The organism is Klebsiella variicola (assembly GCF_000828055.2).
GTDB lineage: Bacteria > Pseudomonadota > Gammaproteobacteria > Enterobacterales > Enterobacteriaceae > Klebsiella > Klebsiella variicola.
The window spans coordinates 5,204,531-5,227,113 of record NZ_CP010523.2 but is presented as its reverse complement, the minus strand read 5'-3'; the positions used below and the strand labels follow the sequence as shown (position 1 = coordinate 5,227,113).

At 56.8% G+C, this 22,583-nt stretch carries 15 protein-coding genes, 1 tRNA gene and 2 rRNA genes; 9 read left to right on the top strand and 9 right to left on the bottom strand.

All coding sequences use genetic code 11. The features are described 5' to 3' along the window. Positions 1-25: 25 nt before the first annotated feature. The 3 genes from SP68_RS24385 (at position 26) to rrf (ending at position 3,508) form a co-directional block, all read left to right on the top strand. A tRNA-Glu gene (locus SP68_RS24385) sits at positions 26-101 on the top strand. Positions 102-292: 191 nt separating this feature from the next. Further along, positions 293-3,196, top strand: a 23S ribosomal RNA gene (locus tag SP68_RS24380). Between the two features lie 196 nt (positions 3,197-3,392). Next, positions 3,393-3,508: ribosomal RNA gene (gene rrf / locus SP68_RS24375) — 5S ribosomal RNA — on the top strand. Positions 3,509-3,746: 238 nt separating this feature from the next. Here rrf and SP68_RS24370 read toward each other — a convergent pair. Continuing rightward, entirely contained in the window at positions 3,747-4,202 is a 456-nt protein-coding gene (locus tag SP68_RS24370) for an acetyltransferase (protein ID WP_008807332.1), read from the bottom strand. A gap of 156 nt (positions 4,203-4,358) precedes the next feature. Here SP68_RS24370 and metA point away from each other — a divergent pair, with 156 nt between their 5' ends. The 4 genes from metA (at position 4,359) to aceK (ending at position 10,421) form a co-directional block, all read left to right on the top strand. Further along, positions 4,359-5,288, top strand: coding sequence for a homoserine O-acetyltransferase MetA (metA, locus tag SP68_RS24365; RefSeq protein ID WP_008807331.1), 930 nt, complete (start codon positions 4,359-4,361; stop codon positions 5,286-5,288). 260 nt (positions 5,289-5,548) lie between these two features. Continuing rightward, the gene (gene aceB, locus SP68_RS24360; RefSeq protein WP_040971035.1) at positions 5,549-7,150 is read left to right on the top strand and encodes a malate synthase A; all 1,602 of its coding nucleotides are present in this window, start codon (positions 5,549-5,551) and stop codon (positions 7,148-7,150) included. Positions 7,151-7,229: 79 nt separating this feature from the next. Continuing rightward, positions 7,230-8,534, top strand: a complete 1,305-nt coding sequence (gene aceA, locus SP68_RS24355; RefSeq protein ID WP_032701149.1) for an isocitrate lyase — start codon at positions 7,230-7,232, stop codon at positions 8,532-8,534. A gap of 102 nt (positions 8,535-8,636) precedes the next feature. After that, complete coding sequence (gene aceK, locus SP68_RS24350) at positions 8,637-10,421, top strand: bifunctional isocitrate dehydrogenase kinase/phosphatase (protein ID WP_040971036.1); 1,785 nt, start codon at positions 8,637-8,639, stop codon at positions 10,419-10,421. A gap of 50 nt (positions 10,422-10,471) precedes the next feature. Here aceK and iclR read toward each other — a convergent pair whose 3' ends face one another. Beyond that, a complete protein-coding gene (gene iclR / locus SP68_RS24345; RefSeq protein WP_004206826.1) occupies positions 10,472-11,302 on the bottom strand; it encodes a glyoxylate bypass operon transcriptional repressor IclR in 831 nt (276 codons plus the stop codon). Positions 11,303-11,496: 194 nt separating this feature from the next. On the opposite strand from iclR, the gene metH reads away from it, so the two are divergent. Together metH and SP68_RS24335 are read left to right on the top strand one after the other, a co-directional pair. Beyond that, complete coding sequence (gene metH / locus SP68_RS24340) at positions 11,497-15,180, top strand: methionine synthase (RefSeq protein WP_023339410.1); 3,684 nt, start codon at positions 11,497-11,499, stop codon at positions 15,178-15,180. Positions 15,181-15,310: 130 nt separating this feature from the next. Next, complete coding sequence (locus tag SP68_RS24335) at positions 15,311-16,942, top strand: Na/Pi cotransporter family protein (protein ID WP_008807325.1); 1,632 nt, start codon at positions 15,311-15,313, stop codon at positions 16,940-16,942. An 87-nt stretch (positions 16,943-17,029) separates the two neighbouring features. Here the strand turns inward: SP68_RS24335 and SP68_RS24330 are convergent, their stop codons facing one another. From SP68_RS24330 to SP68_RS24300, 7 genes are all read right to left on the bottom strand, one after another. Continuing rightward, the gene (locus SP68_RS24330; protein WP_008807324.1) at positions 17,030-17,839 is read right to left on the bottom strand and encodes a shikimate 5-dehydrogenase; all 810 of its coding nucleotides are present in this window, start codon (positions 17,837-17,839) and stop codon (positions 17,030-17,032) included. Further along, complete coding sequence (sorE, locus tag SP68_RS24325) at positions 17,832-19,064, bottom strand: L-sorbose 1-phosphate reductase (protein ID WP_008807323.1); 1,233 nt, start codon at positions 19,062-19,064, stop codon at positions 17,832-17,834. Before sorE ends, SP68_RS24330 begins: the two co-directional genes overlap by 8 nt. 72 nt (positions 19,065-19,136) lie before the next feature. Then, positions 19,137-19,961: a PTS system mannose/fructose/sorbose family transporter subunit IID gene (locus SP68_RS24320; protein ID WP_002884590.1), complete on the bottom strand. Its 825-nt coding sequence runs from the start codon at positions 19,959-19,961 to the stop codon at positions 19,137-19,139. Positions 19,962-19,972: 11 nt separating this feature from the next. After that, positions 19,973-20,773, bottom strand: a complete 801-nt coding sequence (locus SP68_RS24315) for a PTS mannose/fructose/sorbose transporter subunit IIC (protein ID WP_002884608.1) — start codon at positions 20,771-20,773, stop codon at positions 19,973-19,975. A gap of 65 nt (positions 20,774-20,838) precedes the next feature. Further along, on the bottom strand, positions 20,839-21,333 hold the full coding sequence (locus SP68_RS24310) for a PTS sugar transporter subunit IIB (RefSeq protein WP_004151751.1): 495 nt from the start codon (positions 21,331-21,333) through the stop codon (positions 20,839-20,841). Then, on the bottom strand, positions 21,333-21,740 hold the full coding sequence (locus SP68_RS24305) for a PTS sugar transporter subunit IIA (protein ID WP_002884611.1): 408 nt from the start codon (positions 21,738-21,740) through the stop codon (positions 21,333-21,335). The genes SP68_RS24310 and SP68_RS24305 overlap by 1 nt, the downstream gene beginning before the upstream one ends. Before the next feature lie 9 nt (positions 21,741-21,749). After that, positions 21,750-22,553 (bottom strand): SDR family oxidoreductase, encoded by an 804-nt coding sequence (locus tag SP68_RS24300; protein ID WP_002884614.1) that lies wholly within the window; start codon positions 22,551-22,553, stop codon positions 21,750-21,752. Positions 22,554-22,583 lie beyond the last annotated feature (30 nt).

The following is a 22,583-nucleotide window of genomic DNA, read 5'->3' as shown; positions in this document are numbered from 1 at the left end:
GGCGTCTTGCGATTGAGACTTCAGTGTCCCCTTCGTCTAGAGGCCCAGGACACCGCCCTTTCACGGCGGTAACAGGGGTTCGAATCCCCTAGGGGACGCCACTTGCTGGTTCGTGAGTGAAAGACGCGTGCCGATGTATCTCAAAACTCATCTTCGGGTGACGTTTGAGATATTTGCTCTTTAAAAATCTGGATCAAGCTGAAAATTGAAACGACACATCTTTAATGGTGTGTTCGAGTCTCTCAAATTTTCGCGACACGATGGTGTTTTACGAAACATCTTCGGGTTGTGAGGTTAAGCGACTAAGCGTACACGGTGGATGCCCTGGCAGTCAGAGGCGATGAAGGACGTGCTAATCTGCGAAAAGCGTCGGTAAGGTGATATGAACCGTTACAGCCGGCGATGTCCGAATGGGGAAACCCAGTGCAATTCGTTGCACTATCGTTAACTGAATACATAGGTTAACGAGGCGAACCGGGGGAACTGAAACATCTAAGTACCCCGAGGAAAAGAAATCAACCGAGATTCCCCCAGTAGCGGCGAGCGAACGGGGAGCAGCCCAGAGTCTGAATCAGCTTGTGTGTTAGTGGAACGGTCTGGAAAGTCCGACGGTACAGGGTGATAGTCCCGTACACCAAAATACACAGGTTGTGAACTCGAAGAGTAGGGCGGGACACGTGGTATCCTGTCTGAATATGGGGGGACCATCCTCCAAGGCTAAATACTCCTGACTGACCGATAGTGAACCAGTACCGTGAGGGAAAGGCGAAAAGAACCCCGGCGAGGGGAGTGAAAAAGAACCTGAAACCGTGTACGTACAAGCAGTGGGAGCACCTTCGGGTGTGACTGCGTACCTTTTGTATAATGGGTCAGCGACTTATATTCTGTAGCAAGGTTAACCGTATAGGGGAGCCGCAGGGAAACCGAGTCTTAACTGGGCGTTAAGTTGCAGGGTATAGACCCGAAACCCGGTGATCTAGCCATGGGCAGGTTGAAGGTTGGGTAACACTAACTGGAGGACCGAACCGACTAATGTTGAAAAATTAGCGGATGACTTGTGGCTGGGGGTGAAAGGCCAATCAAACCGGGAGATAGCTGGTTCTCCCCGAAAGCTATTTAGGTAGCGCCTCGTGAATTCATCTTCGGGGGTAGAGCACTGTTTCGGCTAGGGGGTCATCCCGACTTACCAACCCGATGCAAACTACGAATACCGAAGAATGTTATCACGGGAGACACACGGCGGGTGCTAACGTCCGTCGTGAAGAGGGAAACAACCCAGACCGCCAGCTAAGGTCCCAAAGTCATGGTTAAGTGGGAAACGATGTGGGAAGGCACAGACAGCCAGGATGTTGGCTTAGAAGCAGCCATCATTTAAAGAAAGCGTAATAGCTCACTGGTCGAGTCGGCCTGCGCGGAAGATGTAACGGGGCTAAACCATGCACCGAAGCTGCGGCAGCGACACTATGTGTTGTTGGGTAGGGGAGCGTTCTGTAAGCCTGCGAAGGTGACCTGTGAGGGTTGCTGGAGGTATCAGAAGTGCGAATGCTGACATAAGTAACGATAAAGCGGGTGAAAAGCCCGCTCGCCGGAAGACCAAGGGTTCCTGTCCAACGTTAATCGGGGCAGGGTGAGTCGACCCCTAAGGCGAGGCCGAAAGGCGTAGTCGATGGGAAACAGGTTAATATTCCTGTACTTGGTGTTACTGCGAAGGGGGGACGGAGAAGGCTATGTTAGCCGGGCGACGGTTGTCCCGGTTTAAGCATGTAGGCGGAGGTTCCAGGTAAATCCGGTACCTTTTAACGCTGAGGTGTGATGACGAGGCACTACGGTGCTGAAGTAACAAATGCCCTGCTTCCAGGAAAAGCCTCTAAGCATCAGGTAACATTAAATCGTACCCCAAACCGACACAGGTGGTCAGGTAGAGAATACCAAGGCGCTTGAGAGAACTCGGGTGAAGGAACTAGGCAAAATGGTGCCGTAACTTCGGGAGAAGGCACGCTGGTGTGTAGGTGAAGTCCCTGCGGATGGAGCTGAGACCAGTCGAAGATACCAGCTGGCTGCAACTGTTTATTAAAAACACAGCACTGTGCAAACACGAAAGTGGACGTATACGGTGTGACGCCTGCCCGGTGCCGGAAGGTTAATTGATGGGGTTATCCGTAAGGAGAAGCTCTTGATCGAAGCCCCGGTAAACGGCGGCCGTAACTATAACGGTCCTAAGGTAGCGAAATTCCTTGTCGGGTAAGTTCCGACCTGCACGAATGGCGTAATGATGGCCAGGCTGTCTCCACCCGAGACTCAGTGAAATTGAACTCGCTGTGAAGATGCAGTGTACCCGCGGCAAGACGGAAAGACCCCGTGAACCTTTACTATAGCTTGACACTGAACATTGAGCCTTGATGTGTAGGATAGGTGGGAGGCTTTGAAGCGTGGACGCCAGTCTGCGTGGAGCCAACCTTGAAATACCACCCTTTAATGTTTGATGTTCTAACGTAGGCCCCTGACCGGGGTTGCGGACAGTGTCTGGTGGGTAGTTTGACTGGGGCGGTCTCCTCCCAAAGAGTAACGGAGGAGCACGAAGGTTAGCTAATCCTGGTCGGACATCAGGAGGTTAGTGCAATGGCATAAGCTAGCTTGACTGCGAGCGTGACGGCGCGAGCAGGTGCGAAAGCAGGTCATAGTGATCCGGTGGTTCTGAATGGAAGGGCCATCGCTCAACGGATAAAAGGTACTCCGGGGATAACAGGCTGATACCGCCCAAGAGTTCATATCGACGGCGGTGTTTGGCACCTCGATGTCGGCTCATCACATCCTGGGGCTGAAGTAGGTCCCAAGGGTATGGCTGTTCGCCATTTAAAGTGGTACGCGAGCTGGGTTTAGAACGTCGTGAGACAGTTCGGTCCCTATCTGCCGTGGGCGCTGGAGAATTGAGGGGGGCTGCTCCTAGTACGAGAGGACCGGAGTGGACGCATCACTGGTGTTCGGGTTGTCATGCCAATGGCACTGCCCGGTAGCTAAATGCGGAAGAGATAAGTGCTGAAAGCATCTAAGCACGAAACTTGCCCCGAGATGAGTTCTCCCTGAGACTATAAGTCTCCTGAAGGAACGTTGAAGACGATGACGTTGATAGGCCGGGTGTGTAAGCGCAGCGATGCGTTGAGCTAACCGGTACTAATGAACCGTGAGGCTTAACCTTACAACGCCGAAGCTGTTTTGGCGGATTTGAGAGAATTTTCAGCTTAGATTCAGAGTTGAGTACGCAATAATTTGCGCAGCAGCAAGGCGACAAGCGAAGTAAAGGAAGGAGCATACTGAAGTATGTGACTGACTTTACGAGCGCAGGCAACGCGGCTGATGCGATAAAGAATTGCGTACTGATCACAAAGAATTTGCCTGGCGGCACTAGCGCGGTGGTCCCACCTGACCCCATGCCGAACTCAGAAGTGAAACGCCGTAGCGCCGATGGTAGTGTGGGGTCTCCCCATGTGAGAGTAGGGAACTGCCAGGCATCAAACAAAGCAGAAAGCTCAGTCGAAAGACTGAGCTTTTTGTTTTTGCGTTTTAACAAGAACCCCGTCCCGAAAGGTGCGGGGTTTTTTGCTGTGTGGGTATGTCTCCCCGGTGGCGCTGCGCTTACCGGGGCTACGGATTCGCACCCGCCCTGCACGACCTGTAGCCCGGACAAGGTGCGCAGCACCGCCTCCGGGGAGGTCCCTGTCTAAGGGTCAGCAGTTGCGACGTCAATCTTAGTCTGCTTCAGCCTGCTGCTCATGTATCAAATTCAATAACGGATACGGTTGCCCCAGATCGTCCGTCTCAGAACGCCCTGTCACGTTAAAACCCATCCTCTGATAAAACCCGACCGCTTGTTCATTCTGCTCATTCACATTCGTCGTCAGCTTTGGCGTTAACGACAGGGCATGCTCAATCAGCAATTTCCCCACGCCGCAGCCGCGGACATCCGGATCGACGAACAGCGCATCCATATGCTCTCCGGTAAGCAGCATAAAGGCGATCGGCTGGTCCTGGGTGTTAGCCGCCACCCACAGCGGAGCCTCCGGTAAAAATGCGCGTACCATCTCCTCCAGCTCCTTTCGATACGCTTTTGACAGAAAATCGTGCGTGGCGTCGACCGACCGACACCATATCGCAATCAGTTTATCCCCTTCATCTGGCCGGGAACGGCGGATGCTAATAACCATAGTTTCTCCTTTTCTTCATTCTTATATTCTAACTCAATGCGCGCCGTGAAATTTTCTCACCGTGAACATGCAGACTCGACATTCACCCGATTCCTGGTTATCTTCAGCTATCTGGATGTCTAAACGTTTATACGTATGCTATGAGGTAATACAGTTATGCCAATTCGGGTGCAGGACGAGCTACCAGCCGTCAGTTTCTTGCGCAATGAAAACGTCTTTGTGATGACGACAACACGTGCAACGACTCAGGAAATTCGCCCCCTGAAGGTGTTAATCCTCAACCTGATGCCGAAGAAAATCGAGACGGAAAATCAGTTCCTGCGTCTGCTGTCGAACTCTCCGCTGCAGGTGGACATCCAGTTGTTGCGTATTGATGCGCGTGAGTCGCGTAATACGCCGGCGGAGCATCTGAATAACTTTTACTGCAATTTCGATGAGATCTGCGATCAGAATTTTGATGGCCTGATTGTCACCGGTGCCCCCTTAGGCCTGGTTGAGTTTAACGATGTTGCTTACTGGCCACAGATCAAACAGGTGCTGGAGTGGGCGAAGGATCACGTCACCTCCACGTTGTTCGTCTGTTGGGCGGTTCAGGCCGCGCTGAATATTCTGTACGGCATTCCGAAGCAGACCCGCGCCGAAAAGATTTCTGGCGTTTATGAACACCATATTCTGCATCCACACGCCTTACTGACCCGCGGTTTCGACGACTCTTTCCTGGCCCCGCACTCACGCTATGCTGATTTTCCGGCGGGACTTATCCGCGACTACACCGATCTCGAGATCCTCGCGGAGACGGAAGAGGGCGATGCGTATTTGTTTGCCAGCAAAGATAAGCGCATCGCCTTTGTTACCGGCCACCCGGAGTACGATGCCAATACCCTGGCAAGCGAATATTTCCGCGATGTGGAAGCCGGTTTGAATCCAGAGGTTCCTTACAACTATTTTCCGCAAAACGACCCGCAGAACAAACCGCGCGCCACCTGGCGGAGCCACGGCAATCTGCTGTTTGCTAACTGGCTTAACTATTATGTCTACCAGATTACACCATACGATCTGCGCCATATGAATCCTACACTGGAGTAATACTCTACACGAAACGATCCTAAAGCGTTTCAGCACTTTGCCTCTGGCACCTTCGGGTGCCTTTTTTATTTCCGAAATTCACTTCATGCTCGATGATAACTTTAATTCCATTGTTATCAATATGTTAAGTCTGTTTTAAAATTAAAATGGAAATTGTTTTTGATTTTGGAAATTAATTGAGTAGTCTTAATTGTGCTGAGCGAAAACTACACAACGATCTCTCGCTCGCTTCCAGCGGATCAACCAAGAGGAACAGCACAATGACGCAGCAGGCGACAATCACCGATGAACTGGCCTTTAGTCAGCCCTATGGCGAGCAGGAGAAGCAGATCTTAACGCCTGAGGCGGTAGAATTTCTGACGGAACTGGTGAGCCGCTTTGCGCCGGCGCGTAATAAGCTACTGGCCGCGCGTCAGCAGCAGCAGCAGGCCATTGATCAAGGTGTACTTCCTGACTTTATTTCGGAAACCGCTTCCATTAGAAATGGAAACTGGACCATCCGCGGTATCCCGGCGGATTTGCAGGATCGCCGTGTTGAAATCACCGGTCCCGTTGAACGCAAAATGGTCATTAACGCGATGAATGCCAACGTCAAAGTCTTTATGGCGGACTTTGAGGATTCGCTGGCGCCTGACTGGCGTAAAGTCATTGATGGCCAAATTAACCTGCGTGATGCCGTGAACGGGACTATTAGCTACACCAACGAGGCCGGCAAAATCTACCAGCTGCAGCCCAATCCCGCTGTGCTGGTATGCCGTGTGCGCGGCCTGCACCTGCCGGAAAAGCACGTCACCTGGCGTAATGAGGCCATCCCCGGCAGTCTGTTCGATTTTGTGCTCTATTTTTTTCATAACTACCAGGCGCTGCTGGCGAAGGGGAGCGGTCCCTACTTCTATCTGCCAAAAACCCAGGCCTGGCAGGAGGCGGCATGGTGGAACGATGTCTTTAGCTTTACGGAAGATCGCTTTGACCTGCCGCGCGGCACCATCAAGGCCACGCTGCTGATTGAGACGCTGCCAGCGGTGTTCCAGATGGATGAGATCCTGCATGCGCTGCGCGACCATATTGTTGGCCTGAACTGTGGCCGTTGGGACTACATCTTCAGCTATATCAAAACGCTGAAAAACCATCCGGACCGCGTGTTGCCTGACCGTCAGGTGGTGACGATGGATAAACCGTTCCTCAGCGCCTACTCACGGTTGTTGATTAAGACCTGCCACAAACGCGGTGCGTTTGCGATGGGCGGCATGGCGGCGTTTATCCCGAGCAAAGATGCCGAACGTAACCGTCAGGTGCTGAGCAAAGTCACCGCCGATAAAGAGCTGGAGGCGAACAATGGTCACGATGGCACCTGGATTGCCCACCCGGGGCTGGCGGATACCGCTATGGCGGTGTTTAACCGCGTACTGGGCGATAAGCCGAATCAGCTCTCGGTCACCCGGAGCGCGGATGCGCCAATTACCGCCGAACAGCTGCTGGCCCCCTGCGAGGGCGAGCGCACGGAAGCCGGGATGCGCGCCAACATTCGCGTGGCGGTGCAGTACATCGAAGCCTGGATCTCCGGCAACGGTTGCGTCCCGATTTATGGCCTGATGGAAGACGCCGCGACGGCCGAGATCTCGCGCACCTCTATCTGGCAGTGGATCCATCATCAGAAAACCCTGAACGACGGCACCCCGGTCACGAAGGCGCTGTTCCGCCAGTGGCTGGCGGAAGAGCTGATGGTGATTCAGGAGGAGCTGGGAGAGCACCGTTTCAGCCACGGCCGCTTTGACGATGCGGCGCGACTGATGGAGCAGATCACCACCTCCGACGAGCTAATTGATTTTCTGACATTACCGGGCTACCGCCTGCTGGCCTGATCGCCAGATGGTGTGGTTCGCCATTTAGTCCTTCACCAATGCGCCTGGGGAGCCAGGAAATTATATGGAGCATCTGCACATGAAAACCCGTACCCAACAAATCGAAGAATTAAATAAAGAGTGGACGAACCCGCGCTGGGAAGGCATTACCCGCCCGTACAGCGCGGAAGAGGTGGTGAAGTTACGCGGCTCGGTGAATCCGGAATGCACGCTGGCGCAGCTTGGCGCGGCGAAAATGTGGCGTCTGCTGCACGGTGAGGCGAAAAAAGGGTACGTCAACAGTCTCGGCGCGCTGACCGGCGGCCAGGCTTTGCAGCAGGCGAAGGCGGGTATCGAAGCCATTTATCTCTCCGGCTGGCAGGTGGCGGCGGATGCTAACCTGGCGTCCAGCATGTATCCGGATCAATCGCTGTATCCGGCCAACTCGGTACCGGCGGTGGTGGATCGGATCAACAACACTTTCCGTCGTGCCGATCAGATCCAGTGGTCGGTCGGGATTGAACCGAACGATCCGCGTTATATCGACTACTTCCTGCCGATCGTGGCGGATGCGGAGGCCGGTTTTGGCGGCGTCCTTAACGCCTTTGAGCTGATGAAATCGATGATTGAAGCCGGTGCAGCGGCGGTTCATTTCGAAGATCAGCTGGCGTCAGTGAAGAAGTGCGGTCATATGGGCGGTAAAGTGCTGGTCCCGACCCAGGAGGCGATTCAGAAGCTGGTGGCGGCGCGTCTGGCAGCCGACGTGATGGGGGTCCCGACGCTGGTGATCGCCCGTACCGATGCCGATGCGGCCGATTTAATTACCTCTGACTGCGATCCGTACGATCGTGAGTTTATTACCGGGGATCGCACCAGCGAAGGGTTCTTCCGCACCCACGCCGGGATCGAGCAGGCGATCAGTCGCGGGCTGGCTTATGCGCCGTATGCGGATCTGGTGTGGTGCGAAACGTCGAAACCGGATCTTGAGCAGGCGCGCCGCTTTGCTGAGGCTATCCATGCGCGTTTCCCTGGCAAACTGCTGGCCTATAACTGCTCGCCGTCGTTTAACTGGAAGAAAAATCTCGATGATAAAACCATCGCCAGCTTCCAGCAGCAGCTGTCGGACATGGGATACAAATACCAGTTTATTACCCTCGCCGGGATCCACAGCATGTGGTTCAACATGTTCGACCTCGCCCATGCCTACGCTCAGGGTGAGGGGATGCGCCACTATGTTGAGAAAGTGCAGCAGCCGGAATTCGCTGCCGCGCCGGAAGGCTATAGCTTCGTCTCGCACCAGCAGGAGGTGGGCACTGGCTACTTCGACAAAGTCACTACCATTATCCAGGGCGGCGCCTCATCGGTGACGGCGCTGACCGGCTCGACCGAAGAAGATCAGTTTTGAGCCATGCCCGGCGGCGCGACGCTGGCCGGGCCTGGGAAGGGATGCAGGCCGGATAAGCGAGCGCGCCATCCGGCATGACGTGGTGCCGGATGGGGGAAAGCGATGACGCGTGGCCTGGAACTACTGATTGCCCAAACCATTTTACAGGGATTCGACGCCCAGTACGGGCGTTTCCTGGAGGTGACCTCCGGCGCGCAGCAGCGCTTTGAACAGGCTGACTGGCACGCCGTACAGCAGGCGATGAAGCAGCGTATCCATCTCTACGATCACCACGTTGGCCTGGTGGTAGAGCAGCTGCGCTGCATTACCGAAGGGAAAAGTACCGACGTCGATTTTCTTTTGCGGGTGAAACAGCAGTACACCCAACTGTTGCCGGATTACCCTCGCTTTGAAATTGCCGAGAGCTTTTTCAATTCGGTCTACTGCCGACTGTTTGACCACCGCTCGCTGACCCCCGAGCGGCTCTTTATTTTCAGTTCGCAGCCCGAGCGTCCCTTTCGCACCCTACCGCGACCGCTGGCGAAAGATTTCTTTCCGGAACGCGGCTGGTCGCACCTGCTGGGCAAAGTACTGTCCGATTTGCCGCTGCGGCTGCCGTGGCAGAACAAAGCGCGGGACATCGGCTATATCATTGCCAGTCTGCAGGAGGCGCTGGGGGAGGAACTGCTCGCCACCTGTCATCTGCAGGTCGCCAATGAACTGTTCTACCGGAATAAAGCCGCCTGGCTGGTGGGCAAACTGGTCATGCCGATGGCGACGCTGCCTTTTTTGCTGCCGATCCACCGCAGCGATGAGGGTGAGCTGTTTGTTGACACCTGCCTGACCACCCATGCCGAAGCAAGCATCGTTTTTGGCTTCGCGCGTTCCTATTTTATGGTTTATGCGCCGTTGCCCGGCGCTCTGGTGGAATGGCTGCGTGAGATCCTGCCGGGCAAAACGACGGCCGAGCTGTACATGGCGATTGGCTGTCAGAAGCACGCCAAAACCGAAAGCTATCGCGAATATTTACACTACATTACTCGCTGCGATGAGCAGTTTATTGAAGCGCCGGGCATTCGCGGGATGGTGATGCTGGTGTTTACCCTGCCGGGGTTTGACCGGGTGTTTAAGGTGATCAAAGACCGCTTCGCGCCGCAGAAAGAGGTGACCGCCGCCCACGTGCGCGCCTGCTATCAGCTGGTAAAGGAACACGACCGCGTCGGGCGGATGGCGGATACCCAGGAGTTTGAAAATTTCGTGCTGGATAAACGGCAAATCGCGCCGGGGCTGCTGGCGCTGTTGCAGGCGGAAGCGGGGAACAAACTTACCGATCTCGGCGACCGCATCGTCATCAGTCATCTCTATATTGAACGGCGAATGGTGCCGCTCAACCTGTGGCTGGAGCAGGTTAACGGCCAGGCATTGCGTGATGCGGTAGAAGAGTATGGTAATGCTATCCGCCAGCTGGCCGCCGCCAACATCTTTCCCGGCGATATGCTGTTTAAAAACTTCGGCGTCACCCGCCACGGCCGGGTGGTGTTCTACGACTATGACGAAATTTGCTATATGACAGAGGTAAATTTCCGCCAGATCCCGCCGCCGCGCTATCCGGAAGATGAGCTGGCCAGCGAGCCGTGGTACAGCGTTTCGCCGGGGGATGTGTTTCCGGAGGAGTTCCGCCACTGGCTGTGCGCCGACCCGCGCGTTGGGCCGCTGTTTGAGGAGATGCATGCCGACCTGCTGCGCGCGGACTACTGGCGCGAGCTGCAGACGCGGATTAAAAACGGCCATGTGGAAGATGTTTACGCCTACCGGCGCAAGCAGCGTTTTAGCGTGCGCTATGGCGCTGACAGTAGGCCGGATAAGGTGTTTACGCCGCCATCCGGCAGGGTGCGCCGATCTGCCTGATGGCGCTACGCTTATCAGGCCTACTTAAAATGCCCCTGTGGGGCATTTTTTTATTTAACCCCGCCATACGCCAGCGTCACTTCCTTCGCCGCTTTGATCACCAGCGCGCCCAGCTCGGTCACCCGGTCATCGGTCATGCGTGAAATCGGCCCGGAGATGGAGATTGCCGCGAACGGTTCGCGATGTTCATCATAAATGCAGGCGGCGACGCAGCGCAGGCCGAGCGCGTGCTCCTCGTCATCGAAAGAGTAGCCCCGCTTGCGGGTCTGCGCTAAATCTTCCTTCAGATGCAGCGGCGAGACCAGCGTGGCATGCGTATAGGCATGCAGCCCTTTACGGTGCAGCAGGCTGGTGACCTGCTCTTCGCTTAATTGCGAGAGAAACGCCTTCCCGGCGCCGGAGGCGTGCATCGGCAGCTTACCGCCGATCGGCGCCGACATACGCATCAGCTGGGTGCACTGCACCTGGTCGATAATGATCGCCTGGTGGTCGCTCTGGTCAAGCACCGCCAGATTCACCGTTTCACCGGAATCTTCCATCAGCTGGCGCAGGATCGGGTGGACAATCGCCAGCAGATTGCGGCTTTGCAGAAAGCTGCTGCCCACCACGAAGGCATGCGCCCCGACGGCCCAGTGGCCCAGCTCGCCGACCTGGCGGACGAAACCCAGCTGCTGCATGGTGGTCAGCAGGCGGTGGGTGGTGGAGTTGGGCAGACCCGCCTGCTGCGCCAGCTCGGTCAGCGCGACGCTGCTGTGAGACTCGGCAATCCATTCGAGCAATTTCAGGCCGCGGGTCAGCGACTGAACCTGACCGCCAGCCTGCTGGGCGGTGGCAGCCGCGGGTTTTCTGCCGCGTTTCGCGGGAACGGGGGTAGTGGCCATCGCGGACTCCTTTTTCTGTATCGTGGAAATGATTTTCGTTTTATTTGGCGATAATGCAATCACAACCGGACTCATCGGAGGAGTGAAGCTGAACATGTCTCATATTGCCTGTTGTTGTCTTTTCCGCTCCGGTGGTTTATGCCAGTATGGTTTGTTGGCTATTTGGCCTGAGTTGAGCGTTGTCGGGAGCAAGTGTGAGCAGCAAAGTTGAGCAACTGCATCAGCAGTTAAAAGAACGTATTCTGGTTCTGGATGGGGGCATGGGCACCATGATCCAGGGCTATCGTCTGAGTGAGCAGGACTTTCGCGGTGAGCGCTTTGCTGACTGGCCGTGCGACCTGAAAGGCAACAACGACCTGCTGGTGCTCAGCAAGCCCGAGGTGATCCGCGAGATCCACGACGCCTACTTCGAGGCCGGTGCGGATATCATTGAGACCAACACCTTTAACTCGACGACCATCGCGATGGCGGATTACCAGATGGAATCCCTGTCGGCCGAGATCAACTTTGCCGCGGCGAAGCTGGCCCGCGCCAGCGCCGACGCCTGGACGGCCCGCACGCCGGAAAAACCGCGCTACGTCGCGGGCGTGCTTGGCCCGACCAACCGTACCGCCTCTATTTCGCCTGATGTGAACGATCCGGCGTTCCGTAATATTACCTTTGACCAGCTGGTGGCCGCCTATCGCGAATCCACCCGGGCGCTGGTGGAAGGTGGCGTGGATCTGATCCTGATTGAAACGGTATTTGATACTCTGAACGCCAAAGCGGCCATCTATGCGGTGAAAGAGGAGCTGGAGGCGCTGGGCGTTGACCTGCCGCTGATGATCTCCGGCACCATCACCGATGCGTCCGGCCGCACGCTTTCCGGACAGACCACCGAAGCCTTTTATAACTCGCTGCGTCACGCCGAAGCCTTATCGTTTGGTCTGAACTGCGCCCTCGGGCCGGACGAACTGCGGCAGTATGTCCAGGAGCTGTCGCGCATCGCCGAATGCTACGTCACGGCGCACCCGAACGCCGGTCTGCCCAACGCCTTCGGTGAATACGATCTGGATGCCGACACCATGGCGACGCAAATTCGCGAATGGGCGGAAGCCGGTTTCCTCAATATCGTCGGCGGCTGCTGCGGTACGACCCCGGAGCATATTGCCGCTATGAGCCGGGCGGTGGCCGGTTTACCGCCGCGCCAGTTGCCGGAACTGCCGGTGGCCTGCCGCCTCGCCGGCCTGGAGCCGCTGAACATCGGCGACGACAGCCTGTTCGTTAACGTCGGCGAACGTACCAACGTCACCGGCTCGGCGAAATTTAAGCGCTTGATCAAAGAAGAGAAGTACAGCGAAGCGCTGGACGTTGCCCGTCAGCAGGTCGAAAGCGGCGCGCAGATTATCGATATCAACATGGATGAGGGGATGCTCGACGCGGAAGCGGCGATGGTGCGCTTCCTCAACCTGATTGCCGGCGAGCCGGACATTGCCCGCGTGCCGATCATGATCGACTCCTCCAAGTGGGAAGTCATTGAAAAGGGTCTGAAATGCATTCAGGGCAAAGGCATTGTTAACTCGATTTCGATGAAAGAGGGCGTCGAACCCTTTATCCACCATGCGAAGCTGGTTCGCCGCTATGGCGCCGCGGTAGTGGTGATGGCCTTTGACGAAGTCGGCCAGGCCGACACCCGCGAACGCAAAATTGAGATTTGCCGTCGCGCTTACAAAATTCTTACCGAAGAGGTCGGCTTCCCGCCAGAAGATATCATCTTTGACCCCAATATATTTGCGGTAGCGACCGGTATCGAAGAGCACAACAACTATGCGCAGGACTTTATCGGCGCCTGTGAAGACATTAAGCGCGAGCTGCCGCATGCGCTGATCTCCGGCGGCGTCTCCAACGTGTCTTTCTCGTTCCGCGGTAATGACCCGGTACGTGAGGCGATCCACGCCGTGTTCCTCTACTATGCGATCCGTAACGGCATGGATATGGGGATCGTCAACGCCGGCCAGCTGGCGATTTACGACGATCTGCCGGGCGAGCTGCGCGACGCGGTCGAAGATGTGATCCTTAACCGCCGCGATGACAGTACCGAACGGTTACTTGAGCTGGCGGAAAAATATCGCGGCAGCAAAGCGGACGACGGCGCGAATGCTCAGCAGGCGGAATGGCGCAGCTGGGACGTGAAAAAGCGTCTCGAATATTCGCTGGTGAAGGGCATTACCGAATTTATCGAACAGGACACCGAAGAGGCGCGTCAGCAGGCTGCCCGCCCGATTGAGGTGATTGAAGGGCCGCTGATGGACGGCATGAACGTGGTCGGCGACCTGTTCGGCGAAGGTAAAATGTTCCTGCCGCAGGTGGTGAAATCCGCTCGCGTGATGAAACAGGCGGTGGCCTACCTCGAACCTTATATCGAAGCCAGCAAAGAACAGGGCTCCAGTAACGGCAAAATGGTGATTGCCACCGTAAAAGGCGACGTTCACGACATCGGTAAAAACATTGTCGGCGTGGTGCTGCAGTGCAATAACTACGAAATTATCGATCTTGGCGTGATGGTCCCGGCGGATAAAATTCTCAAAACCGCCAAAGAGGTCAATGCGGATCTGATCGGCCTTTCCGGGCTGATTACCCCGTCACTGGACGAGATGGTTAACGTGGCGAAAGAGATGGAGCGCCAGGGCTTTACCATCCCGCTGCTGATCGGTGGCGCGACTACCTCGAAAGCGCATACGGCGGTGAAAATCGAGCAGAACTACAGTGGCCCGACCGTTTACGTACAGAACGCCTCGCGCACCGTCGGGGTGGTGGCTGCGCTGCTCTCGGATACGCAGCGCGATGATTTTGTCGCCCGCACGCGTAAAGAGTATGAGACCGTGCGTATTCAGCATGGGCGTAAAAAACCGCGCACGCCGCCGGTGACCCTGGCCGCCGCGCGGGAAAACGATCTGGCCTTCGACTGGGAGAGCTACACGCCGCCGGTGGCCCATCGCCTGGGGGTACAGGAGGTGGAAGCGAGCATCGAGACGCTGCGCAACTACATCGACTGGACGCCGTTCTTCATGACCTGGTCGCTGGCGGGTAAATACCCGCGGATTCTGGAAGATGAAGTGGTGGGCGAAGAGGCACAGCGCCTGTTCAAAGACGCCAACGATTTGTTAGATAAACTCAGCGCAGAGAAAACCCTGAACCCGCGCGGCGTGGTCGGGTTGTTCCCGGCCAACCGCGTGGGCGACGATATTGAAATTTATCGCGATGAAACCCGCACCCACGTGCTGATGGTGAGCCATCATCTGCGCCAGCAGACGGAGAAGGTCGGCTTCGCGAACTACTGCCTCGCCGATTTTGTCGCGCCGAAGCTGAGCGGCAAGGCGGACTACATCGGCGCCTTTGCCGTGACCGGCGGCCTGGAAGAGGACGCGCTGGCGGACGCCTATGAAGCGCAGCATGATGACTATAACAAGATCATGATCAAGGCCATCGCCGATCGTCTGGCGGAAGCCTTCGCCGAGTATCTGCACGAGAAAGTGCGTAAGGTCTACTGGGGGTATGCGGCCAATGAGAACCTCAGCAATGAGGAACTTATTCGCGAGAATTACCAGGGGATCCGTCCGGCGCCGGGGTATCCGGCCTGTCCGGAGCACACCGAAAAAGGCACCATCTGGCAGCTGCTGGACGTCGAAGCCCATACCGGCATGAAGCTGACCGAATCGTTCGCCATGTGGCCGGGGGCATCGGTTTCCGGCTGGTACTTCAGCCATCCGGACAGCAAGTACTTCGCCGTGGCGCAGATCCAGCGCGACCAGGTCGAAGACTACGCGCTGCGTAAAGGGATGACCCCGGCGGAAGTCGAGCGCTGGTTAGCGCCTAATCTGGGCTATGATGCCGACTAAATCGTCACCTTTCCTTACAACAAACAAGGCGCTCTGTGAGCGCCTTGTCTCTTTATTGAGGTTAACCCCTTATACTGAGAGAGGTTCCTGATCTTCGGAAAACCTATAACGATAAGGAGAAGCTGATTCCGTGTTAACTCTGCTACACCTGTTGTCCGCGGTTGCTCTGCTGGTGTGGGGCACGCATATTGTGCGTACCGGGGTGATGCGCGTCTATGGCGCTCGCCTGCGTACCGTTCTCAGTAGCAGCGTAGAGAAAAAGCCGCTCGCCTTCTGCGCGGGTCTTGGCGTCACTGCGCTGGTGCAAAGCAGCAATGCCACCACCATGCTGGTGACCTCGTTTGTCGCCCAGGATCTGGTGGGCCTGACGCCAGCGCTGGTAATGGTGCTGGGGGCCGACGTCGGGACGGCGCTGATGGCGAGGGTGCTGACCTTCGACCTGTCGTGGCTATCGCCGCTACTCATTTTTATCGGGGTGATCTTCTTCCTTGGCCGCAAGCAAACCCGCGCCGGGCAGCTGGGGCGAGTGGGGATTGGTCTGGGGCTGATCCTGCTGGCCCTGGAGCTGATTGTGCAGGCCGTGAACCCCATCACCCAGGCCAACGGCGTGCAGGTGATTTTCGCCTCGCTGACCGGCGATATCATGCTGGATGCCTTAATTGGCGCCGTATTCGCGATCATCAGCTACTCCAGCCTGGCGGCGGTGCTGCTGACGGCGACGCTGACCGCGGCGGGAGCAATCTCCTTCCCGGTGGCGCTGTGCCTGGTAATTGGCGCCAACCTGGGCTCCGGGCTGTTGGCGATGCTCAACAACAGCGCGGCAAACGCGGCGGCGCGCCGCGTGGCGCTGGGTAGCCTGCTGTTTAAGCTGGTGGGGAGCCTGATTATTCTGCCATTTGTCCATCCGCTGGCCGCGGCGATGCACAAGCTGCCGTTGGCGGAGTCTGAGCTGGTTATCTACTTCCACGTCTTTTATAACCTGCTGCGCTGCATCGCGATGGTGCCCTTTGCCGGACCGATGGCGAAGCTGTGCCAGCGTATGATCCGCGATGAGCCCGAGCTGGATAACCAGCTGAAACCCAAGCATCTTGACCCGTCGGCGCTGGATACGCCAGCGCTGGCGCTGGCCAATGCCGCGCGCGAGACGCTGCGCATTGGAGATGCGATGGAGCAGATGCTGGGGAGCCTGCATAAAGTGATGCATGGCGAACCGCGTCAGGAGAAAGAGCTACGTCGTATGGCGGACGATATCAACGTGCTCTACACCGCCATTAAGCTCTATCTGGCGCGAATGCCAAAGGATGAGCTGGCGGAGGAGGAGTCCCGGCGCTGGGCGGAAATCATTGAGATGTCGCTAAACCTCGAGCAGGCGTCCGATATCGTCGAGCGGATGGGCAGCGAGATCGCCGATAAATCGCTGGCGGCGCGGCGCGCCTTCTCGGTGGAAGGGTTAAAGGAGCTGGATGCGCTGTACGATCTGTTGCTCAGCAATCTGCAGCTGGCGATGTCGGTCTTCTTCTCCAGCGATGTACCCAGCGCCCGCCGTCTGCGGCGCAGCAAACACCGGTTCCGCATTCTTAACCGCCGTTACTCGCATGCGCACGTTGACCGTCTGCATCAGCAGAACGTGCAGAGTATCGAAACCAGTACGTTGCACCTGGCGCTGCTGGGGGATATGAAGCGTCTGAACAGCCTGTTCTGCTCAGTGGCTTACAGCGTGATGGAGCAGCCGGATGAAGACGACGAACGGGATGACTACTGAGACGGATTATTTTTCCGTCTATGTCGCTTCTTTTCTGGCGAGGTAGCCCTCCCGGGACGTGGCTGACGCCTTCCCGGGAGGGACATCCTAGCTTCTGGCAAACGCCGAGGCTTCTGCCACCAGCGCGTTATCCGGTCGTACGCCGGTATAAAGGGCGAACTGCTCGACAGCTTGCAGGGCAATGACTTCCGCACCGCTGATGGTTTGCTTACCCCGTTGTTGCGCCAGGCGGATCAGCGGAGTTTCCGCCGGCAACGCGACCACGTCAAACACGACGCTGGCCTGGGCCACCATGGCCTTGCTGAACGCCAGCGTGTTACTTTCCGCTCCCCCTGCCATGCCCAGCGGTGTGACATTGACCAGAATCTCGGCTGCGATCCCTTCCGGCAGGGGCTGCCACTGAAAGCCATACTGTTTTGCCAGCGCCAGGCCGCGCTGGCGATTGCGGGCCGCAATGATCACGTCGCGGAAACCGGCATCACGGAAGGCGGCAATGACGGCTTTCCCCATGCCGCCGCTACCCTGAATCATCACTCTGGCGTTGGTATCGAGCCGATGGCTGGCGATCAGGCTTTTGACCGCGATGTAATCGGTGTTTAGCCCGGTTAACTTCCCGTCGTCATTGACGATGGTGTTGACGGAGTCGATGACTTTTGCTGACGGATCGATCGCGTCAAGAAACGGTATGCAGCTCTCTTTAAACGGCATGGAGACCGCACAGCCGCGGATACCCAATGCGCGAACCCCTTTTACCGCCGCCTCAATATCCTTAGTCGTAAAGGCTTTGTAGAGGTAGTTCAATCCCAGCTTGTCATACAGATAGTTATGAAAGCGGGTGCCGAAGTTGCCGGGGCGACCCGCCAGGGAGATGCACAGCAGCGTATCGCGGTTAATCATGCGTAATATCCTCCGCGTGGGCCAGCAGATACGCTTCAGCCTCCTGGGACCAGATCCCATGGTGACGCGCCACAATCGCTGCCAGTTCGGGATCGGCGATCTCGCCCAGCGGCGTGAGCGGGAAGGCTTTTCCGGTATACACCAGCTTTTTTCCCCCGCCGACGGCAGGCAGATCGAGGGTGGTTTCGCCCGCGGCGTTCAGGCCGAGAATATGGGTGACCACTTTCGCCGTCTGGACCTTTTTCGCCTGCATCAGCGCCACCGCGGCGCGCATATCGTCAGTATTACCGCCGGAGGTGCCGACGTAGTGGGTAAAGGCGTAGTGCACGTCGTAGAAGTTGATCGGGGCGCTGAATTGCTTATCCTGGGGGCCAGCAAAGAAATTCAGGCAGCCGTCCGGGGCCAGCAACGAGGAGGCCAGGGTGATCAGCTGTTCGTTTGGCACAAACACGAAGATATCGTCGAAGCCATGGCCGCCGCTGAGCGCCAGCAGCGTATCGCGACTGGCCTCATGGCCGTCGAGGTAGTGGATCAGCGTCTGCGGCTCAGAGGGGTAATGACGGCGGGCGTAGCTGAGCTTCGGCTTATTGGTATCGGTCACTACCAGTAGTGAAGGATTGATGGGGCCGTGCAGCGCATAGTCGATAGCCAGCAGCCCCATCGGCCCCGTCCCGCCCAGGATCAGAGTGCGTCCCTGAGGACGGATCCCCATCACGTGGTTGTAACTCCCCTCCTGCAGATGATAATTGGCGTTGAAAGCGCCAATGACGCAGGAGAGCGGCTCCACCAGCGATCCTTCAAACCAGGTATCCCCCTCCCAGGTGAGCAGGCAATCCTGCGCCATCACCTCATTGGGGATCACCACATGGGTGGCTTCGCCACCGATCCATGGGAATGAGTAGCCGGGGCAGTCGGGTCGGTCGGGCAACTGCAGGTTGGCCTGAATCACGTAGCGCTGCCCTGGCTGAAACTTATGCTGCCACTTTTTACCGACGGCAAGGATTTCGCCGCAGAATTCATGACCGATAATAATGGGCCTGGTGGCCACATCATCTGGCACCTTTTTATGATCGGCACCCTGATTGGCCTCTTTCCATGAGGAAAGACACAGGCTGTCCGTGACCACCCGGGCGAGGATCTCATCGTCCTGCATCGCCGGGAGGGTAAAGGTTTCCAGGCGCAGGTCTCGTTTGCCATACAGGCGCAGGGCCGTTGTTGTTTGCATAAACCACCTCATCCCCTTCATCTTTCGGGGCTATGTTGTTGACGTCACCCCGGCATCGCCGGGGCGGAATAATCAGGACAGAAAGCCGAGGGCGTTGCCGATAATGCCTAAGCCGAAAAGGGCGAAAATCAGCCAGACCGGATTCACTTTCTTGTTCAGCAGACGCACCATCAGTAGCGTCAGGCCCAGCGCCAGCAGGCCGGGGCAGAGCTGATCGAGGATGTTCTGGACGGTCATCGTGACGGTGGCGCCGTCTGCACCGGGCGTTTGGGACACCACCAGCGGCACATTGATGGTGGTCCATTTGGTCACCAGCACCCCCATGACAAACAGGCCGAGAATGGAGGCGCCTTCGGTCAGCTTCTGCAACAGGTTACCGCCCATATCGCTGACGATATTGACCCCTTTACGGAAGCCCAGTTGCAGGCCGTACCACTTCATTGCCAGCCGCACTGCATTGAAAATAAAGAAAAATAACAAAGGTCCCAGAATATTGCCGGAGAGGGCCAGCGAGGCGCCAAGGGCCGCGGTAATCGGCCGCAGCGTGCCCCAGACCAGCGGGTCGCCGACGCCGGCCAGCGGGCCCATCAGACCCACTTTGATGCCGTTGATAGCGCCATCGTCAATGGCCGCGCCGTTAGCCCGGGCCTCCTCCATGGCGGCGGTGACGCCGATCACCGGGCCACACACCGCCGGCGTGGTATTAAAGAACACCAGATGACGCTTCAGCGCCGCGACCTGATCGGCTTTGAGCGGATACAGGCGTTTGATCGCCGGGATCATGTCGTAGCAAAATCCCAGGCCATGAATACGTTCGAAGTTAAAGGAGGCCTGCTGGAGGTTGGAGCGGAGAAACATGCTCACCAGGTCGCCTTGCGTGATTTTTTTCTGTTCCATTTTCGGCTCCATTAGTCGTCAAGCTGGTCAAGGGCGGGGGCAGAGGGGGCAGTGGAGGCGGCGGGTTCAGCCTTACGCCACTGTGGATTGAGCTGGATGTAGATCAGCGCGATGATGACGCCCACGCCGCCGAAGGCCAGCAGGCTGAAGTCGAGATAACCCCCGGCGAGAAAACCGAGGAAAAAGAAGGGCATCAGGTACTTCACGCCCATCATTCGCAGCACCATCGCGTAGCCCACGACGACAATGAAACCACCGGCAATCTGCAGGCCGCGGGTGACGAATTCCGGGATCGCGCTGAGCATACTGCTGACCATGTCCGCGCTAACGAACAGCGAGACCACCAGCGCCGGGATTGCCACGCGCAGTGCCTGCACCCCCAGTGCGGAGACATGCAGCAGGTCGATGGTGCGAAAGCGCGCCTCCTCGGCCGCTTTGTCCGCGGCGTGCTGGAACACCACGGTAATGGTACGGGCGAAAACGGTCAGCACCTGCCCGGCGGCGGCCACCGGCAGAGCAATGGCGATACCGGTGGCAATGCTCTGGTGGCCCACAATCACCAGAATGGCGGAGATAATGCTGGCCAGCGCCGAATCTGGCGACTGCGCTGCCCCCACGTTCATCCAGCCGAGGGCGATCAGCTCCAGCGTACCGCCGAGCATAACCCCGGTTTTTAAATCGCCCAGGATGAGGCCAATCACGGTACAGGCGATAAGGGGCCGATGGGTCTGAAATTCATCCAGCACGCTGCCCATTCCGGCAATACAGGAAAAAATAAATATGGCTATTATCTGTAGGGTACTAATTTCCATAATTTTTGACCTTTAAGGTGTGAGTCATCCTGCCTGCTACGGCATATCACAACAGGCGCTATTTTTTATTCGCAGAAAGCTGTTTCGTTAATTTTGTCGAGAATATTGACTGACGGATCTGATGCGACCACGCGTAAATCGAGTTTTACGCCCAGTTTATCGAGTTCACGGAATGCCTGAATATCCTGCGGATCCAAAGAAACGGCTTTGGTTAGCTGTTTTTTACCGGGTCGCCAGGCCATGCCACCAATATTTAACGTGGCGATCTGCACGCCCTGGCGCACCATCGTTAAAACATCGTGTGGATTGGTAAATAAATAAAAGACGGTCTCGTCCTGATATTGCGGGTTATGATAGACCGCAACCGCTTTTTCCAGACTGACAACGTTTACCTTCATGCCTGGCGGAGCCGCCTGGCGCAACAGGGTCCGGCGAACCTCATCGTTAAATACATCGTCATTGCAGATAATTATCCGCTGGGCGTTGGCGACTTTTGACCACACGGTGGTGACCTGGCCATGAATCAGTCGGTCATCAATACGGGCGAGGGTAATTTGCATCAGAACTCCTCCTCAACGGTTTCTGGCTGCTGCCAGACCACACAGCACTGACTGGCGATGGCCTGCAGATGCTGGCATAAGTCATCGGCGCTCAGGGTATGCTGGTTATCCACCAGCTCGAGCGCCAGCGGCAGCGACAGGCCGCTAATCACCCGGATCTGCGGGTGACGCATTGCCAGCCCAGCTGCGGCATTCCATGGGCTTCCGCACTGCAAATCTACCGCGATTACCCACTCCTCATCGGTGTGGGCGCTTACTAACTTTTCCAGGTTAATGGCGATATCCGCCGCGTTTTCGCCGGGGACAAACGCGACGGCGCTGACGTTAACCTCGCCGTAGACCATGCATACCGAATCAAGCATGGCCCCGGCCAGCTGGCCGTGGGCGCAGAAGATAGCGTGAACCATACTGCCTCCTTACCCGCGCGTTTTTCCGCCGGCAATGTTAGTGGTGACTCCGGTGATGTAGCTGGCGCGCGCTGACAAGAGATAGCAAACAAAATCAGCCACTTCCGAGAGCTTTCCTGCCCGCCCGATGGGAATGGCGTTTTTGGTATATCCCTCGCGAAGTTGCTCGACGGTGATATTGCGCGTCCAGGCCAGCGCCTCTTCATATTCCGGTGTCCGCAGACCGGTTTTTTCGAGGATCCCCGGCGCAACGCCGACCACGCGGATCCCATATTTACCCAATTCTTTGGACCAGGAGCGGGTAAAGCTGTTGAGCGCGGCCTTGGTCGCGGCGTAGCAGCTTTGACCTTCAGAGCCTTCCAGGCCGCTCTCCGAAGAGACATTGACAATCACACCGGCGCGCTGTTTGACCATTTGACGCGCCACCGCCTGCGACATGAAAAACACCCCTTTCTGGTTGATATTGACCATTTTTTCAAAAGCGGCTTCGTTTAATTCATAGCGGCCGGCCGGTGCTTTTTCGTCGACTAATAAACGCGGGAAATTCACGCCAGCGTTATTGACCAAACCATCGATACGCGACCAGCGCTGAATAATGGCATCGATAGTCTGTTGCACCTCTGTCGCGCTGGAAATATCCGTCGGCCAGAAGTGATAATTATCGCCATTGTGATGACGATCGCCGCCATGAATATCAATCATCTGGACATGAGCACCTTGTGATAATAATTCATCGACAATGGCCAGCCCAATTCCCGAGGCGCCGCCGGTCACGATAATGACGTTATCTTTTAAATTTAACCAGGTATTCATTATTCACTCCCATTTCTTTAGATAAAGGGA

What these genes read in the sequence shown, in the direction of transcription:
- SP68_RS24370 (WP_008807332.1), bottom strand. Translation starts at nt 4,202, where the DNA reads ATGGTTATTAGCATCCGCCGTTCCCGGCCAGATGAAGGGGATAAACTG.
- metA (WP_008807331.1), top strand. Translation starts at nt 4,359, where the DNA reads ATGCCAATTCGGGTGCAGGACGAGCTACCAGCCGTCAGTTTCTTGCGC.
- aceB (WP_040971035.1), top strand. Translation starts at nt 5,549, where the DNA reads ATGACGCAGCAGGCGACAATCACCGATGAACTGGCCTTTAGTCAGCCC.
- aceA (WP_032701149.1), top strand. Translation starts at nt 7,230, where the DNA reads ATGAAAACCCGTACCCAACAAATCGAAGAATTAAATAAAGAGTGGACG.
- aceK (WP_040971036.1), top strand. Translation starts at nt 8,637, where the DNA reads ATGACGCGTGGCCTGGAACTACTGATTGCCCAAACCATTTTACAGGGA.
- iclR (WP_004206826.1), bottom strand. Translation starts at nt 11,302, where the DNA reads ATGGCCACTACCCCCGTTCCCGCGAAACGCGGCAGAAAACCCGCGGCT.
- SP68_RS24330 (WP_008807324.1), bottom strand. Translation starts at nt 17,839, where the DNA reads ATGATTAACCGCGATACGCTGCTGTGCATCTCCCTGGCGGGTCGCCCC.
- sorE (WP_008807323.1), bottom strand. Translation starts at nt 19,064, where the DNA reads ATGCAAACAACAACGGCCCTGCGCCTGTATGGCAAACGAGACCTGCGC.
- SP68_RS24320 (WP_002884590.1), bottom strand. Translation starts at nt 19,961, where the DNA reads ATGGAACAGAAAAAAATCACGCAAGGCGACCTGGTGAGCATGTTTCTC.
- SP68_RS24315 (WP_002884608.1), bottom strand. Translation starts at nt 20,773, where the DNA reads ATGGAAATTAGTACCCTACAGATAATAGCCATATTTATTTTTTCCTGT.
- SP68_RS24310 (WP_004151751.1), bottom strand. Translation starts at nt 21,333, where the DNA reads ATGCAAATTACCCTCGCCCGTATTGATGACCGACTGATTCATGGCCAG.
- SP68_RS24305 (WP_002884611.1), bottom strand. Translation starts at nt 21,740, where the DNA reads ATGGTTCACGCTATCTTCTGCGCCCACGGCCAGCTGGCCGGGGCCATG.
- SP68_RS24300 (WP_002884614.1), bottom strand. Translation starts at nt 22,553, where the DNA reads ATGAATACCTGGTTAAATTTAAAAGATAACGTCATTATCGTGACCGGC.